Origin of the sequence: Exiguobacterium sp. TDN 0502, from assembly GCF_050846835.1 — a bacterium.
Classification (GTDB): domain Bacteria; phylum Bacillota; class Bacilli; order Exiguobacteriales; family Exiguobacteriaceae; genus Exiguobacterium_A.
The window spans coordinates 160,943-178,009 of record NZ_JBOZGJ010000004.1; the positions used below are offsets into that span (position 1 = coordinate 160,943).

A 17,067-nucleotide genomic window follows, 5' to 3' on the forward strand; every position below is an offset into this window, starting at 1 on the left:
AGATCCACGAAACGACTACCTGTTTCGTGGATCTTTTGCGTATGAAAATGGTTCAGGTCATTCAACGATGAGCGAATCAAATGAATACGTGACGATTGCATCGCTGCGTTTATGTCCGAGATCGGTCAGAACCGGTGGACGGGGAGACAAGACATGAAAATCCTGTTCAAATGCTCGGAGCCAGTAATGGACCCAGTCTTTTGCAGGATCGAGCCCCATCAGTTCACGCGCAAACGTCAGTAGTTTTGAATCGGTCAGCGTCAGAAGTGGAATCGGATTGATCTCGACGTCTTCTTTTAGTTCATAGAGGTCCGGTGAACGAAGCAGAATCGCATCCGCCTCGAAAGTCAATCGGAAGTAATTGCAGCTGTAGTCACCGACGATGATCATCGTCTCCTCCGTATGCCCACGAAAATGAAAGATCAATCGGTTACCGTTTGCGACATCGATCAACAACTGATCGAGTCCGATGTGATAATCCTCGCGAAATTGCAGTTTTTCAAGCGTGATTTCTTGCATGATTTAACCTCCTATCCGAGTTTGTCGTTCTTCTGTCAAAACAGTTTGGCGCGCTGCTAGGCGAGACGAACCGATCAATAAGGCGATTCCGAGTAACAACAATGAGATCCCGAACCAAGCCGTGCCACTTAACTGTTCGCCGAGGACGGATACACCAAGCAAGGCAGCAGTCAGCGGTTCACCGAGCGAGAGCGTGACGGCAGTCGACGATGGTACGTTCGATAGTCCTTTCGCAAATAACCAGTAGGCGATTCCGGTCGCGACGACACCGAGATGTAGGCTGATTCCGGCACCACGTGACGTGAACAACCATGAGAGGTCGAATAAGAAGAGCAGAGGTGACAACAGGAAGGCGCTTGTCGTAAAGATGACGGCAACGACCGATAGCGGGGCGTGGGTCTTGACGAGGTCTCGACTGACGAACGTATACCCGGCAAACGATAGTCCGGCACCGAGTGCGAGAACGATTCCGATTGGATCGACTGCGATCGTTCCTTGATTGTTCAGGAGTAACAGACAACCGGTGACCGATAATCCGGTCGATGCCCACCACAGCAACGCTGGACGTTTCTTTAAGAAGAGCCACTCGATGCATCCGGAAAAGATCGGCGCGCTACCGATCGCGACGACGGTACCGACGGCGACACCGGTCATCAAAACAGCCGAGAAGAACAGCGGTTGGTAAGCCGCCATGCTGACGGCAGCGAGTAAAATCGTCCGCAACGGCCAGTCACGTAACGTGAGTGTTCCTTTGAAGAGAACGAGACAGAGTAAGAATAGTCCGCCGACAGCGAGACGTACGGCACCAATCGCGATTGGATGTGCATCATCCGGCGCAAAGGCTTGTGAGGTTCCCGTCGTGCCCCAAAAGATCGCAGCGAGTAAGATGAGCAACATCGATGATGATTTAGACATGGGTCACCTCGAATCACCGTGTTGTACTTGTAGCCAGTCCGCATAAGAGACGTAGACGACACTACAGAATGTTCCACTACCACTCGGATGATCAAACAAATCGATGATGAACACGATCTCGTCATCATCAGCGTAAGCAATCGGCTCGCGAATATTTTTTCGATAATAGCCGACTCCCTCATTCAATCCTTCGATTCGATCAATAATCATCGTTGTTCCATTTACAACAATGATGTCTTCTTTTCGATTGAATTTTAGCGTTGGACAATACGGTACGATTTTATTATTCAACACGACAAGCGGAACAGGTAGCCGAGAGCCTTTCGTATCAATAATCCGCTCGACGAGAGGTTGATTAAGAATGGTCCACTCCATTAAGCCTTCCCGTTTGACGGTGATGGTTTTCGACCCTCGGACATATCGGGCGACGATATGATCGAGAAACAGAAATGCATGATCAATTTCCTTTGCTTGAGAAATGCGTAGGGTTTTACGTCTAGCACCTACTTGTATACCGAAGTAACTCAACCACTGTAGAATGAACGCTTTATCGAAAATGGATTTATTGAAAACAAGGCTGACGAGATGGATGTCATCCTCTTCAAAAAAACATTGAATCTCGACTTCGAATTCTTCGAAGCAGTGGATTTTTTGCCCGAGTAACGTTGTTTCATAATCATCGATTAAACGATACTCAAAGTAGTCCGGATACTCACGTAATTTTTTCTCGAGTTGACGTCTTGCAAATTCCTCCATCTTTTTTCCTCCATTCGTTCATGCTGGTATGCAATAGATTTCGCTATCGTGAATCGAAAGTCCTTGGAAAGGATCATTCTTCATAAAAAGACTTGGAACTAAATCAGAATAAAAGAGGAGATCAGTCAAACTATCCTGAAAGAGAAGAACGGCACTTTATTATTGTATAACGAAATTTAATTTCAAAATTAAATAAATAATATTGAATTAAAATTTCTTAATTGTATAATAAAGGGAGGGAAGAGAAAGGGTGAAGCAGATGTTAGATCAATTAGCAACGGAACGTCGAAATGAACAGACGATGCAACTTGATGAGATGACAGTCGAGGATGTCTTACGGGTGATGAACGCTGAGGATCAAACGGTCGCGACGGTCATTCGGGAACAAATTCCTGTTATCGCGGAAGTCGTCAAACACGTCATTGCATCATTCAAAAACGGAGGACGCTTGATTTACATCGGTGCTGGTACGAGCGGGCGGCTCGGGATTCTCGACGCGGCAGAATGTGTGCCGACGTTCGGGGTCTCACCAGACATGGTCGTCGGTTTGATTGCTGGCGGCGAAAGCGCGTTAATCAAGGCGGTCGAGGGAGCAGAGGATAGTCGGACGCTTGCCGTCGATGATTTGAAAGCGCTCCAGCTAGAAGCACGTGATACAGTGATCGGCATCGCAGCAAGCGGACGGACGCCGTACGTCATCGGTGGGCTTGATTACGCGAAGGAAGTCGGAGCAGTGACGGCAGCGATTTCTTGTAACACGAATGCGGTCATCAGCGGACACGCGCGTTATGCGATTGAAGTCGAAACAGGTCCGGAAGTCTTGACGGGGTCAACAAGACTAAAGGCTGGAACGGCGCAAAAGCTCGTCTTGAACATGATTTCGACAGCGGCGATGATTGGTGTCGGTAAGGTCTATCAAAATCTGATGGTCGACGTCCAGTCAACAAACGAAAAGCTCGAGATTCGGGCGAAGCGGATGATTAGTGAGGCAACAGGAGTCGATGCTGTAACGGCGGAACGCGTCTTTAGTGAAGCGCGCGGACACGTCAAGACGGCAATCGTCATGATTCTCGCGAATGTTCCGTATACGGAAGCCGTCGAACGATTACAGCAAGCAAACGGATTCGTCCGAGACGCACTCTAAGGGGGAAACACGATGAAGAAGGAAGAAGTGCTGGCACACGCGATTCTCGAGCACGTCGGTGGAAAAGATAATCTCCGGCAGCTCGCGCACTGTATGACACGGGTACGCTTATCGTTAAAGGATCCGACGCAAGCAGATATCGATGCGTTAAAGCGGATTGATGGGGTCATGGGGGTCATCGATGACGAGATGTTACAAATCGTCGTCGGTCCAGGAACGGTCAATCGGGTAGCCGATCACTTAAGTCGTGAAACGGGACTCGCGATCGGGGAAGAGTCTGTTGATCCGAATTTGACGCCGGAAGAACGGGCAGCCGTCGAACGGCAAAAAGTGAAAGCGAAACAACAGTCACCGTTCAAACGCTTCTTGCGCCGGATCGGGAACATCTTCATTCCGCTCATTCCGGGTCTTGTTGCTTCCGGTATCATCAACGGTGGTGCGAACTTCGCAAAAAATGCGGGTGTCGATGCAACACAGACATGGATGCAGATTTTACTCTTGATCGGTGGGACGGTCTTTGCATATCTCGCGATCCTTGTCGGTTGGAATACGGCGAAGGAGTTCGGCGGGACGCCGGTGCTTGGGGCGATTGCCGGTGGGATTCTATTCAACCCGGTGCTTGCGGATATCACGATTTACGGGGAACCACTCGTTCCAGGCAGGGGCGGTTTGTTCGGTGTCATCTTCGCCGCGTGGTTGATGACCTATCTTGAGAAACACATCCGTCGCTTCATGTTCGCATCGATCGACATCATCTTCACGCCACTGTTGACGGTGCTGATCGTCGGATTCGCCTCGCTTTATGCGATCATGCCGGTTGCTGGACTGTTGTCAGACGGCATCATGAAAGCGATCAATGCCGTGCTTGAGGTCGGTGGACCACTTGCTGGGGCAGTACTTGCCGGCTTCTTCCTCCCACTTGTCATGGTCGGTCTCCATCATGGATTGACACCGATCCATCTCGAGTTCTTGAACACGATTGGCAACACGCCACTCTTACCGATTCTTGCGATGGCAGGAGCGGGTCAAGTCGGGGCGGCGATGGCGATTTTCGTCAAGACGCGCAATCCGCGTCTGCGTAACATCATTAAAGGTGCGATTCCGGTCGGTTTCCTCGGAATCGGTGAACCGTTGTTATACGGGGTCACGTTACCGCTCGGTCGTCCGTTCGTGACGGCATGTCTCGGGGCTGCAGTCGGTGGTGCCTTCCAAGCAACGATGAAGACGACGGCGCTTGGCGTCGGCGTATCCGGGTTATCGTTAACGCCGTTGATCGACAACGGAATGTACTTGACGTACATCGGCGGTCTCGTCATCTCGTACGCGGCAGGATTCCTGTTCACGTACTGGTTCGGTTTCAAAGAAGAGATGGCAGACGGTATTTAAGGTGTGGACCAGCAGTTGAATCCTTCCCAAAAGAAGGAATCAGCTGCTTTTTCCCTAAGTAGAGAAGAGAAGGAGTGAGTCGATGAAAGGATTATCAATCTATTTAAGTGAACCGATTACAGACGAGACGAGCGAGTGGCTACAGCGGATGCGCGCTGTTGGCTTTACGTCGCTCTTTACATCGCTACATATCCCGGAGGACGATTCTTCACTGTACGTCGAACGCTTGCAAGCGCTCGGTCGTTTAGCACGTGAGCTCGGATTCGAACTCGTGGCGGACATCGCACCGGCGTCGCTCGCGACGCTCGGCAAGACATGGGAGACGGCAGCGACGTTATCGGACTGGGGCGTCACTGGACTGCGTCTTGATTACGGCATCAGCCCGCAACAAATCGCGACGTTATCGAACCAAATGATGGTTGCACTAAATGCCAGTACCTTAACGGCAGACGAATTGAAGGAGATGAAGGCACACGGTCTGCGACTCGATCAAACAGAAGCGTGGCATAACTTTTATCCACGACCAGAGACGGGGCTCGACCGGACGTGGTTTGACGAGAAAAATGCCTGGTTGCAGACGCAAGGATTACGCGTCCAAGCATTCATACCGGGCGACGGAACACTTCGCGGACCGTTGTTCGAGACGTTACCGACACTTGAAGACCACAGAAGAGCAGCACCGTTCGCTAGTTATATGGAATTAATGCCGACCGTCGACCGAATTCTTGTCGGCGATCCACGGTTGACGGACACGACGATCCGGCAATTCGAAGCAGAGCAAGACGGCATTATTGTACTGCGGGCACTCGCGAACGGACAACAGAATCGACGTGATACGGAAACGAATCGGTTTGATCCGGCGCGGGATGTCATTCGATCCGTCGAGTCGCGGATGAAGCCGTCGACGATCGATCTAACACCGCAAGATCCGTCTGCCCGCCCGCTTGGAACGATCACGATCGATAATGAAAAATACGGACGATACGCGGGCGAGGTTCAAATCACGAAGCGTGATTTACCGGCGGATGAGCGAGTCAACGTCCTCGGACGCGTGATTGAGGCCGATCAACCATTGATCGCACAGCTTGGTCCAGGAAGTAAGTTCCGTATCGAGTGGGTGACGCCATGAAGCAGCTCGTTGCGGAACGACTCGCCTATCTGTACCGAGGGGAATTGTTCACGGTCATTACGATTTTACCGCTGAGCTGGTTCGGCAATCGTGTCTTTCCGCAACTTCAGTTTGAATTAAGCGCATTTTGGATGTCACTGTTTTTGTTCGAACTATTTTTGATACAGGGAGCTTGGTATTGGTATAGCAAATCAAGACGTCTGAAGAAGGAAGGAACGTCGATCACCCCGGAATCCGTCGTCCGACGGTTACACAAGTGTCGTGTCATCAATCTGGGTTTGCTCGTCCTGACAGCGTGTGCGTTCGGAATCGATTGGGTGCGTTTCCGATCTGAGCTTCCCGTCTCCGGAACACAACTTGCCTTGTTATTATATGTATTCGCAATTCTTGAATATATCAATTATTTCCATATCCAACTTATGTACGATAACCGGTCAGATGTGCAATACTTAATACGGAACAGACGTTTGAAACGATCAGCATTGAATAAGGATATGCAACGACTTCGCCAAGTAGTCTAAGGGTTCATCGAAAATAGGAGGGATTGTATGCTCGATATGCTCATTCGTGGCTATCGAAAGTTACGGAAGTTAAGAGGACGTTAAGAGGGAGGATATTATCAATGAAGTGGATCAATCGACCGACACGTATCGAACAGGAAACACCATTACGCTTCACGACGGATCCAGACACGGATTTTTGGCGCAATACCCATTATCAGTTCAACCGTCTGACAGGTCATGCTTTGTTACAGGATGCTCCAAAAGGAGAATTCAAATGCCGGATTAAAGTGAAGATAAATCCGAATGCGACATATGATCAAGCAGGGATTTTGCTTTATGTGAACGACGATCACTGGGTGAAGGTCTCGGCTGAGTTCATTCCGGATGGTCCATCGCATCTGGGTGCCGTCGTGACGAGCTTCGGGTACTCGGACTGGTCGTGTCGGGACGTTGACAATACGCTGTTTGATGCATCGCTTGTCTTTGAACTCCACTATCTCAATCAAGATGTCACGTTGTATCACGTGACAGGAGAGCACAAAGAGCAACTCCGGATCGCACACTTACATGACGTGACCGATTTGAAGATTGGACCGTATGCGTGTAGCCCGGATGTAGAAGCGGCAGGGTGTGAAGTAGAAGTGTTAGATTTCTCATTAGAAACAATTGCTAAATAAAACGCCATAGCAAATGGACCGATGTCAGGCATCGGTCCATTTTTTGATTGTAACTAGAGACTAATCAAAACTTAGCTGCTTGTTCCGGCATCTGCCCTGTATAGGACGATTGTGGTCTGAAAATCCGGTTGTCTTGCGATTGTTCGAGGATGTGTGCCGTCCAGCCGATGATACGGCTAGAGGTGAACGTCGGTGTGAACAGTTCTTTTGGAATATCGAGTCCTTTTAAGACGGCTGCTGCGAAGAATTCAACATTCGTATACAGTTTTCTACCCGGTTTGTATTCTTCGAGCAAATCAATCGCCGTTTGCTCCATTTGTGTAATCAGATTGAACCAATCGCTCTCTTGCGCGAGATCCTTTGAGACGACTTTCAAGGCTTCTGAACGCGGATCGCGTGTTTTGTAGACGCGGTGACCAAAGCCCATCAGTTTTTCGCCTTTTTCTAACTTGTTTCGAATCCACGGCTCGATGTTATCGATCGTTCCGATTTCATCAATCATCTCAATGACTTCTGACGGAGCACCACCATGAAGCGGTCCTTTCATTGATCCGATTGCAGCACAGACGCCAGAAATCATTTCCGATTCCGTCGAGACGACGACACGGGAAGCGAACGTCGAAGCATTCATGCCATGTTCAATCGTTAGGATCAGATACGCTGTCAGTGCTTTAATCTCAACGTCACTCGGTAAGTGCCCCTTGATCATATAGATGTAATTCGCGACATGATCGAGTTCCGGGTGCGGTTCGATGAAGTCAGCACCTTGATTTTTTTGATATTTATAGGCGATGATCGTTGGTAAAAGTGCCGTTACGTGCATCGCTTGATCAATGGTCGGTGGCCAAGCGAAAGCAGGTGTACCAAGCGCCGAGATTGCTGTACGCATCGTGCTCATGACATCCATCTCGTTCGGTAATGTATCGAGAATCGTCTTTACATAAGAAGGAAGTTCGCGGTAGCTTGTCATCTGTTCCTTGAATGTCAAAAGTTCCGATTCAGTCGGAAACGCACCGTTCCAGACGAAATACGCCACTTCTTCAAATGAATAGGATAATGCGAGTTCCTTTGCCCAGTGTCCGCGATAGACGAGATGCCCTAACGTGCCATCCACTAATCCGATCTGTGTTTCTGAGGCAATGACGCCTTCGAGTCCTTTTTTGTATTCCATCTTCAACACTCCTTTTCTCATATCTATTGACAGTATGACGTACGTTACCACTAAATCACCAGTAATTTGAATGCGTTTCCAAAATTATTCGTTGCTGCGTTATAATTAAAGGGGAATTCTACTCTATCAACAAAAAAATCAATCTAATAAGACGTTCGTAACTTAAGAAGGAGTACATATGAGTAAAGCCATGATTATTCGTTTGCTAGGGTATTTTTTGTATTGCATGTCTTTTTAATGATTGATATTTTCTTTTCGGTGAGTCGAACGATTCTTGAGCCGCTTGGATTAGTCGTTGCTTCATTAATGTTTTTTGTTTCCATCAAACGGCTAAATCCTTTAGAGGATCAACGCTGTCGGTATTCAAATCAACTATTACTATCGTATTAGGCATGCTCTTGATGGGCGGACTATTTCTACCTATTGTATTTATCTTCGGATAGGTGATCCTTTATCCGTCACAAAAAGAGACCGGGACAATACGGATGTCCCGGTCTTCTTCATGTCAAAAATGTATTTAATTGATCCTGGCGTTTATCGAGCATCATCTGGGCTGTAGGAATATTAGCAATCTTCAACACGTCGATCGTGTCAGTGAGGAAGTCGTCACTACCGACGATGTAAAATAACCCTTCTTTATCTGTTGCCATCTCCTTGACGAAATCAAAATAGGCGGATCGATTATCAACATAATAAGTACTGAATTGTTCTGTCGGTCGCAGGTGTTCCTGAAACAACCCGGTACGTGTCGAATCAATGTTTAACGAGTGCATGTGCGGAATGCCACTTCTGTCAGCCTGATGTTGCAAGATGATCGGACGAAACGTTGCCAGACCAACGCCTGCTGACAGTAAGTATACCGTACGATTTTCCCGGCGTAGCGGAATATTCGAGTGCGTCTTAAATAAAGCAATCTTCTCACCCATTCTCAGCTGTCGAAGTGTCTCCTTAAAGACGGAACATTCCGGTTTGATTCGCGTCGTGATGCCGATCGTTCCTTCATGAGGGAGCGTCGAGATCGACATATGCCGAATCAGACTGCGGTTCGGCTTTTCGCCTGCATTAAACCCTTCTAGCGCCATATGCGTATGGGCGCCTTCCTCCCAAACGAAACCATCTGGGCGTTTCAAATGAAACGTATAAGTGTGTTCGCCTTCTTGCGTTACCTGTTCTAGGGGTAGCCAATCGATCTGCATCATTCATTCCTCATTTCTATATAAAGTATCAATAGACAGCAATCGGACCATATGGACCTTCGATGATCTCAAGTCGTGTCTCGAAAATCTCGGATAATAGCGCTTCATCCATGACTTCGGCGACCGTTCCGAAGGCGGCGATTTGTCCGTCCTTCATCGCACAGATGTGATCCGCGTATTTCGCAGCAAAATTGATGTCATGCAAAACCGTGATGATCGTTCGTCCGAACGTATCAGCGACGTGTCGCAGGTAGCCCATCATCTGGACGGAGCGGGCGATATCAAGGTTATTGAGTGGTTCGTCGAGTAAAATGTATTCCGTTTCCTGACAGAGTACCATCGCGACATACGCCCGTTGCCGCTGACCACCCGATAATTCATCGAGATAGCGGTTCTCAAGCGACGTCAGCTCAAGAAAATCGATGTATTTCGAAATGATCATTTCGTCGTCCGCTGTCAGGCGACCTTGTGAGTAGGGGAACCGTCCGAAGCCGACAAGCTGCCGGACGGTCAGACGGGTCACGAAATGATTTTCCTGTCGCAAGATCGTGATGATCTTTGCTAAGTCTTTTGATTTACTACTTGTCACGTCCATGCCAGCGACTTCGATCCGTCCGGCATCGAGATCAAGTAAACGCCCGATCATCATCAACGTCGTCGACTTGCCAGCACCGTTTGGACCGATCAACGCCGTGAATCCACCTTTTGGGATCGTTAAGTCGATTGGACCGATTCGGACCTCATCCGTATACGATTTTTTAACTTGTTCAAGTGATATCATAGGGACCTCTTTCTAAGCAACACGATAAGGAAGATCAGTCCGCCGAACAGTTCAATGATGACGGAGACGACGCTTGGCGTGTTGAAAATGTGATACATGAAGAAATAGGCACTTGTTAAAACGAAGAAACCAATGGCGAATGCCATCGGGAAGACGTATTTATGATCGTACGTCGCAGCGACCTGATAACTGAGAGTCGCCACTAAAAAGCCGAAAAACGTCAACGGTCCAATCAATGCCGTCGACATCGACATCAGGAGCGAAATCAGGATCAAGAAGTAGATGACACTGCCACGATGATTGACGCCGAATGATGTCGCGACCTCTTTACCGAGTGCGACGACGTTGAGTCGTCCGGACGAAAAGTAGAGCAGCAGACCAACGACGAGGACGACCGGAATGACGATCGGGAAGTAGGACGCGTCGGCATTCGTGACCGAACCGAATAATCGCGCTTGTAAGATATCGAACTCGGACGGCGCGAGCATCTTCCGCATGAATGACGACAGCGAGTTGAGACCAGTACCGAGAATGATCCCGACGAGCAACATCAGTTGCACGTTCGCATACTTACCAGACAACAACCAGCCGTATAACAAGAGACTCATCGCGAGCATGACCGCAACCTGTGTCAAAAAGGCGCTCGTGCCGGTAAAGCCGACGAGTGCTCCCGCACCGAAGAAGAAGATCATCGATGTCTGAATCGTCGAGTAGAGGGCGTCAAAACCAAGCAAGGATGGTGTGATGATCCGGTTGCTCGTGACCGAATGAAAGGCGACGGTCGCTAGACTTTGGCAAATTGCTGCGATCGCCATCGTGATGACAGCTGTGATCCGACGCTCAACGACTGGCCAAAAAGACGGAGAATCAAACGGGACCGGATTATTGTAGAGCAAGAGACCGATCGTACTGAGCATTCCGCCGCTGAGGAACAGGATGAGGAGGATCCAGTAACGTCGCTCGAGTCGTTTCGATTGAAAGGCAGACGCCCGGCGTTGGGTTTCACGTGTAACGCTCGGTTGAGGGCATGTATGTTGTTGTTTGATCACGGTACTCATCTGACACCTCCAGTCTTCCGTCGACGTAACAGAATGATGATGAAGACGGCTGCTCCGACCGTTCCGAGAATCAAGGAGACCGGCAGTTCAAACGGACGGATGATCGTGCGCGAAATCAAATCGCTGATTAAAATCGTTGCCATCCCAATCAGACAGACCCACGGCAAATTACTGCGGAGATCGTCACCGCGAAACATCGAGACGATATTCGGGACAATCAAGCCGAGGAACGGCAGATTGCCGATGACAGTTGCGACGACACCAACGGATAGGGCAATCAGCCCGGTCGCGATCAGCATCAGCCGATTGTAGTTGACGCCAAGACTCGTCGCGACGTCTTCGCCGAGTCCGACGAGCGTTAAGCGACTCGCGAGAAAGAAGATACAGACCGTGACACCGATGATGATCCAGAGGTATTCGTAGCGACCGATCTGGACGGATGCGAACGAACCGACGAACCAGCCTTCGATCGCTTGGCTGGCACGGAAGAACAACCCGAGGAACGTCGAAATCGCGGAGATGACTGCTCCGAGCATCAGACCGATGATCGGGACGATCAACGATGACCGCAACCGGACCGAACGGAGAAACCAGAAGAAGACCATCGTTCCGATGAACGCAAAAAGAATAGCACCGCTCATCCGCATCATCAATGACGGTGCCGGAACGAGTAAGTAAACGGCTAACAATCCGAGTCCTGCCCATTCAATCGTTCCCGTCGTCGTCGGTTCAACGAGGCGATTTTGTGTGATCAATTGCATGACGAGTCCAGCCATCGCCATTGCGGCACCGGTTAGCATCAAGGCAAGCGTTCGCGGGACGCGCGTGATCCAGAACATATCGAAATCGTTCGCGGCACTCCGCAATTCATAGACGCCTGTGAAAAGGGACGCCGTTGCAAGTGCTAAGACGAGACATAAAGTGAAGACGAACGGCTTCGTCCAAACGACAGAAAAGGAAGGCCGAGCCGGGGGCTCAACGCTTCCATTCATTTGTTGCTGCGCGTGTGCCATTACTTATCCAAAGCTTTCGCGATATCAGTGAAGAATTCCGAGTATGTCTGGATCGATTCATTCAAGTACGTATCTTTTGGTGCGTAGACGATATTGTCGTCTTTGATTGCTTTTGTTTTCTGCAGGGCAGGCGCACGGTCGATGACATCTTGCGCCGGTACGGCACCTTCTGCGTTCCCGAGCGGTGCGTCACGGTCAAGGACGAGTAACCAGTCCGGGTTACTTTGAGCAATCGCTTCGACCGAAACTTCATCCCCTTGGTCGTTGCCCGATTTTTGTTTGACTTCGAGGGCTGGTTTCCAGTCGAACAGATCATACATCGGTCCGAAGACACGTCCACTCATCGGGGCCGAGAATCCGATATCGCCGCCCGAGACGATGACCGACATGACGCTGTCCTGTCCGTTATACGATTTTTTGACGTCTTTGATCGATTGCTCGAGTGTCGTCACGAGTTGATCGGCTTCTTGTTTTTTATCGAAGATTTGTCCGAGTGTTTCTGTCGTATCTTCGAGTCCTTTGACGAGTAATTCACCTGGCGTACCAGAGTCTTCCGGTAAAGCGATATCGAGATCGATGACAGCGGCGTTCGGAACGAGTTTTTTGATGTCTTCATAATGATCAGCGAAGCGTTGCCCGACGATGACGACGTCCGGATTAACACCAGCGATCGCTTCGAGGTTCGGTTCGAAGTGCATGCCGACATCGACGATCTCCTTATCTTTCGCATACGGTGACTCAGCCGGGAGCAGTCCGACTGGTGCTGCTGCGAGTTCGACGTCCCATGCGGCAAGCGTCTCGAATGTCCGGTTGTCGAGTGCGACGACCTTCTTCGGATCAACCGGGACGTTGACCGTTCCATGTGCGTCCTTGATTTTGACCGTCTTCGGTGCTTCCGCGTCCTTCTTCGTGTCTGCTTGTCCTGCGTTCCCGCATGCCGCCAGTAAGACAGCAAGCGAACTCACGACGAGTGGTGTTTTCCATTTCCCCATGATTTTAGCTCCTCTTATTTGATTTGATAACGCATGAATCACGGATTAAGTAGCAGATGGATTATGTAGTTCTATCTGAGTCATCTGTTCTTAATAATTGATAATGATTATCATTGTCATGTTTACCGAGAATGATAGCAGACGATTTTAGAAGACGCAACGCTCATTTCCAGCCAAATGGCTGTCCGAATTTTTACCTTCTATAAACTATACGAAAATAAAAAAATGATAATCTTTCTCATTTAGGACTAGAAATAGGACCATCGAATGTTTTTTACTAAAACAGGTTTAAACGATAGTCAAAAGAGAAAGTGGTAATAAATGTAACCTTTTCGTTTTTCAAATCAGAGACGCTACAGAAGATGACTTCGAAATGAGGTGCTGTATGAATCAACCATTTGAAGACTTGAAGATGTATCAAAATTTTGATGAATTGGCAGATGATGTTCTCGATTTCGCAAAAGAGATTCTACCGGACCAGATGCTGTATTTATCAGCGATCGAAGCAGGGCAACAACGGATGCTGAAGATCGCGAACGATAAAGCGGATATCCCGATGGTGGAAGGCATGCAGATTGAACTGAACCAATCGTTATGTAAGCTGATTGATTTCAAGACGAGACAGCCGGTCGTTCTTGAAGATATTCCGAACGCGAAACAACTTGGCGACTGGCGAAAGGGTTTGGAGGAGGCACACGTCCGGTCCTACTTGGGTATTCCAATCGTCTTGACGAGCGGGGAGACGTTCGGCACATTATGTGCGATCAATAATCGGGTCAGCTTGTATGAACAGAAGAATGTTCAGCTGTTGCAACGGATCGTCCGACTCTTCTTGTACTATTTGGAGCTTGAGCGTCATGCTTGGAAGGATGCGTTGACAGGACTGCACAATCGGCGGTACTTAACGAAGCAGTTCGAGGAGCATCCGGGGCAGACAGGGGCCGTCTTCTTCCTTGATCTCGATGGTTTTAAACAAGTCAACGATGTCTATGGACACGAGACGGGGGACGTCGTCCTGCAAGAGGTCGCACAACGCTTGCGGCAGTTCGTCCGCGAACAAGATGATGCGATGGCCGTACGGTTAGGCGGTGATGAATTCATCCTCCATTTCGGTCATTCGGATTCAAAGGCAGGGTGGGAACGACTCGCGGAGCGGATCGTCACTGCGTTAAGTGAGTGGGAAACGGACTACCGCGTGTCGACCAGTATCGGGATCGTGATGTATGACACCGCGTTCCGTCCAGAGTTGCAAGCCTTGTTACAGCAGGCGGATGTTGCGTTATATGCCGCTAAGTCGTCTGGGAAGAATACGTATCAGTTCTATGAGATGGCGAAGAAATGAACGAATATCAAAAGACCTGACGCTTCTGAATCCTTTCAGAAACGATCAGGTCTTTTTAGTTGCCATGAAGTCGATAGACGATCCGAATGATGTCCTTTTTCGGAAGATCAGGGTACTTGAGACATAACGTCTCGACGCATGTCACGGGATCGACATCTTCTAATAAGCGGATGGCTTCCTTTACGACTGGATCATGTGGTTCGGTGACTTCGGAAGCTTTAACAGTGGAGTCGCTCGATTGATGAATCAGGTAAAACAATAGCGTATGTACAGATACGAGCACGACTTTTGTCGCAAGCGAGATTGTAACGGACTCCACGTAGAGGTCCATCCAGAATAAGACGCTCAAACTGACGGAACCGTTCACGACAGCAAACAGTATGTTTGAGAAACGACGCTTAAACAGTCCGCTAAGCGCACGTATCATCCCGTCAAAGACGACGCTGACGACCAGGCTAGCGAGATAGAAACATACGAGAAACACTAGACAACCAACGAACGAATCGTAGGACACATCTCCGACGTAGAAAATCAGTCCATCGATCATCAGTAAAGGGAGCACTAAGAGCAGACTGAGCAACACAAGCGAGACGGAGGAAACCAGTCGTGACATCCTATCATCCTTTCCGTGCAAATGATTTCGTTAAACAAGAAACGCAGCATACAAACTAGGATACCGCTTGATACAGCTGATTACAATTATTGACAAACAAGAGGCATACAAAGAATGTTACTCAGTTAAGCGTGGAAATACTGTCAAAAAGCGTCTTTATGTCCAGTTAAAAGCTGGATTATCCATTGACAATCCTTCCCTTCCCCTCATACAATTGAAAATGATTATCAATACAAGTTGGGAGTTCTGCCTACCATGAACGTTAACCGTAAAAAATTACTGATTTCTACTGTCTCGATCCTGTCTTTGACATCATTATTGATCGGCTGCTCGAATCCGGGCGAGTCGACAGGAGAGCGAAAAGATAAAGATACATTGACGCTCGCGTGGCCACGCGACGTCGGAACGATGAACCCGCACGTCTACAACCCATCACAATTGTTCGCACAGTCGATGATCTATGAGCCACTCGTCCACTACGGGGAAGGTGGAAAGCTCGAGCCATACTTAGCCTCGTCTTGGAAGATTTCTGAAGACGGAAAAACGTATACGTTTACGCTTCGTGACGGCGTCAAGTTCTCGGACGGTTCGACGTTCGACGCAGCGATCGTCAAAAAGAATTTTGACGCGATCCTCAAACAAAAAGCCTTACATAGCTGGCTTGGCTTCATCACGAAAATCGAGAAGACGGAAGCCGTTGATGCGAAGACGTTCCGCCTGACATTATCTGAAGCCTATTACCCGACGATTCAAGAGCTCGCAGTCGTCCGCCCGGTCCGTTTCCTCGGAGAAGCGGGATTCCCGGAAAACGGCGATACGTCGAAGGGTGTCAAAAAAGAAGTCGGGACAGGTCCATGGATGCTTGACGAATACAAACCGGATCAGTATGCGACGTTTAAGGTCAATAAGAACTACTGGGGTCCGAAGCCGAACGTCGATCACATTAAGGTCGATATCATCCCGGATGCAGAGACAGTGTCTTAGCACTCGAAAAAGGACAAGTTGATCTGATTTACGGTGAAGGGGCGATCAGCATCGATGCCTTCAACCAGTTGAAGACGGATAAATCCTACAAGACAGAGATGTCCGAACCAGTCGCGACGCGTCTTCTCGTCTTGAATACGAAAAATAAGCGTCTGTCTGACGAACGCGTCCGCCAGGCGCTCCAGCACGGGTTTGATAAAGCTGCTCTCGTCGAAGGCATCACGTCGGGAATAGAAGCACCAGCTGACTACCTGTTGCCACCGAACATGCCGTACACGTCGAATCTGAAAGTGAAACAACGGGATTATGACGTCAAGGAAGCGAATCGTCTCCTTGATGAAGCAGGTTGGAAACTGCCGAAGGGCGAAAAGGTCCGCGTCAAGAATGGTCAACCGCTACAAATCGGGATGATGTATGATGCGGCCGAGCAGGTCCAAAAGGCGATGGCCGAAACACTCCAGTCGGAATGGTCGAAAATCGGCGTCGAGCTGAAGACGGAAGCCGTCGAACTGCCAGATCAAGTCCAGCGCTTCAAAGACAACCGATTCGACATCAACTTCTATAGTAACTTCGGTGCACCGTATGATCCGCATACGTTCGTGAACCTGATTGATACGGATGGCTTCGGCTTCAAAGAAGCGATTTCGGCTTATCCGAATAAAGAACAACTGTTGCAAGAAATCAAGGATGTCTTAAAAACGACAGACGAGACGAAACGTCAGAAGATGTACGCCGACATTCTGCCATCACTCCAAGATCAAGGGGCATTGATTCCGATTTCGTACTTGAAGAAGATGGCAATCTATCAGTCGGACGTGACGAACTTCCAGTTCCCGGCGAACCGGGATGAGAGTCCATTTGCCCGGATTGGCATTAAGTAAAGGAGGG

At 49.0% G+C, this 17,067-nt stretch carries 16 protein-coding genes and 1 pseudogene; 7 read left to right on the forward strand and 10 right to left on the reverse strand.

Going from position 1 to position 17,067, the window contains the following annotated elements:
- Positions 1-57 precede the first annotated feature (57 nt).
- Genes ACRPK8_RS06650 through ACRPK8_RS06660 form a run of 3 tightly spaced genes read right to left on the reverse strand, consistent with a single transcriptional unit; the run spans position 58 to position 2,190 of the window.
- Entirely contained in the window at positions 58-519 is a 462-nt protein-coding gene (locus tag ACRPK8_RS06650) for a hypothetical protein (protein ID WP_432237493.1), read from the reverse strand.
- Between the two features lie 3 nt (positions 520-522).
- Positions 523-1,434: an EamA family transporter gene (locus ACRPK8_RS06655; RefSeq protein ID WP_432237494.1), complete on the reverse strand. Its 912-nt coding sequence runs from the start codon at positions 1,432-1,434 to the stop codon at positions 523-525.
- A gap of 3 nt (positions 1,435-1,437) precedes the next feature.
- Positions 1,438-2,190 (reverse strand): hypothetical protein, encoded by a 753-nt coding sequence (locus ACRPK8_RS06660; RefSeq protein ID WP_432237495.1) that lies wholly within the window; start codon positions 2,188-2,190, stop codon positions 1,438-1,440.
- Between the two features lie 259 nt (positions 2,191-2,449).
- Between ACRPK8_RS06660 and murQ the strand changes: the two genes are divergently transcribed.
- The 5 genes from murQ (at position 2,450) to ACRPK8_RS06685 (ending at position 7,029) form a co-directional block, all read left to right on the forward strand.
- Positions 2,450-3,334, forward strand: a complete 885-nt coding sequence (gene murQ, locus ACRPK8_RS06665; protein ID WP_432237548.1) for an N-acetylmuramic acid 6-phosphate etherase — start codon at positions 2,450-2,452, stop codon at positions 3,332-3,334.
- A gap of 12 nt (positions 3,335-3,346) precedes the next feature.
- Positions 3,347-4,720: a PTS transporter subunit EIIC gene (locus ACRPK8_RS06670; protein WP_432237496.1), complete on the forward strand. Its 1,374-nt coding sequence runs from the start codon at positions 3,347-3,349 to the stop codon at positions 4,718-4,720.
- Positions 4,721-4,802: 82 nt separating this feature from the next.
- A complete protein-coding gene (locus tag ACRPK8_RS06675) occupies positions 4,803-5,849 on the forward strand; it encodes a DUF871 domain-containing protein (RefSeq protein ID WP_432237497.1) in 1,047 nt (348 codons plus the stop codon).
- Positions 5,846-6,370: a general stress protein gene (locus ACRPK8_RS06680; protein WP_432237498.1), complete on the forward strand. Its 525-nt coding sequence runs from the start codon at positions 5,846-5,848 to the stop codon at positions 6,368-6,370. Before ACRPK8_RS06675 ends, ACRPK8_RS06680 begins: the two co-directional genes overlap by 4 nt.
- A 101-nt stretch (positions 6,371-6,471) precedes the next feature.
- Positions 6,472-7,029 (forward strand): DUF1349 domain-containing protein, encoded by a 558-nt coding sequence (locus tag ACRPK8_RS06685; protein ID WP_432237499.1) that lies wholly within the window; start codon positions 6,472-6,474, stop codon positions 7,027-7,029.
- Between the two features lie 64 nt (positions 7,030-7,093).
- On the opposite strand, the gene ACRPK8_RS06690 is transcribed toward ACRPK8_RS06685, so the two are convergent.
- From ACRPK8_RS06690 to ACRPK8_RS06715, 6 genes are all read right to left on the reverse strand, one after another.
- Positions 7,094-8,200, reverse strand: coding sequence for a citrate/2-methylcitrate synthase (locus ACRPK8_RS06690; protein WP_432237500.1), 1,107 nt, complete (start codon positions 8,198-8,200; stop codon positions 7,094-7,096).
- Positions 8,201-8,700: 500 nt separating this feature from the next.
- Complete coding sequence (locus ACRPK8_RS06695) at positions 8,701-9,396, reverse strand: dihydropteridine reductase (RefSeq protein WP_432237501.1); 696 nt, start codon at positions 9,394-9,396, stop codon at positions 8,701-8,703.
- Between the two features lie 28 nt (positions 9,397-9,424).
- Entirely contained in the window at positions 9,425-10,177 is a 753-nt protein-coding gene (locus tag ACRPK8_RS06700) for an iron ABC transporter ATP-binding protein (RefSeq protein WP_432237502.1), read from the reverse strand.
- The gene (locus tag ACRPK8_RS06705) at positions 10,174-11,235 is read right to left on the reverse strand and encodes an iron chelate uptake ABC transporter family permease subunit (protein ID WP_432237503.1); all 1,062 of its coding nucleotides are present in this window, start codon (positions 11,233-11,235) and stop codon (positions 10,174-10,176) included. Before ACRPK8_RS06705 ends, ACRPK8_RS06700 begins: the two co-directional genes overlap by 4 nt.
- Positions 11,232-12,227, reverse strand: a complete 996-nt coding sequence (locus tag ACRPK8_RS06710) for an ABC transporter permease (RefSeq protein ID WP_432237549.1) — start codon at positions 12,225-12,227, stop codon at positions 11,232-11,234. The genes ACRPK8_RS06705 and ACRPK8_RS06710 overlap by 4 nt, the downstream gene beginning before the upstream one ends.
- Positions 12,228-12,247: 20 nt before the next feature.
- Positions 12,248-13,240, reverse strand: coding sequence for a siderophore ABC transporter substrate-binding protein (locus ACRPK8_RS06715; protein WP_432237504.1), 993 nt, complete (start codon positions 13,238-13,240; stop codon positions 12,248-12,250).
- 385 nt (positions 13,241-13,625) lie between these two features.
- On the opposite strand from ACRPK8_RS06715, the gene ACRPK8_RS06720 reads away from it, so the two are divergent.
- Positions 13,626-14,582 (forward strand): diguanylate cyclase domain-containing protein, encoded by a 957-nt coding sequence (locus tag ACRPK8_RS06720; RefSeq protein ID WP_432237505.1) that lies wholly within the window; start codon positions 13,626-13,628, stop codon positions 14,580-14,582.
- Positions 14,583-14,637: 55 nt separating this feature from the next.
- On the opposite strand, the gene ACRPK8_RS06725 is transcribed toward ACRPK8_RS06720, so the two are convergent.
- Positions 14,638-15,195, reverse strand: a complete 558-nt coding sequence (locus ACRPK8_RS06725) for a hypothetical protein (RefSeq protein WP_432237506.1) — start codon at positions 15,193-15,195, stop codon at positions 14,638-14,640.
- Positions 15,196-15,450: 255 nt separating this feature from the next.
- On the opposite strand from ACRPK8_RS06725, the pseudogene nikA reads away from it, so the two are divergent.
- Positions 15,451-17,060 (forward strand): annotated as a pseudogene (nikA, locus tag ACRPK8_RS06730) (nickel ABC transporter substrate-binding protein).
- Positions 17,061-17,067 lie beyond the last annotated feature (7 nt).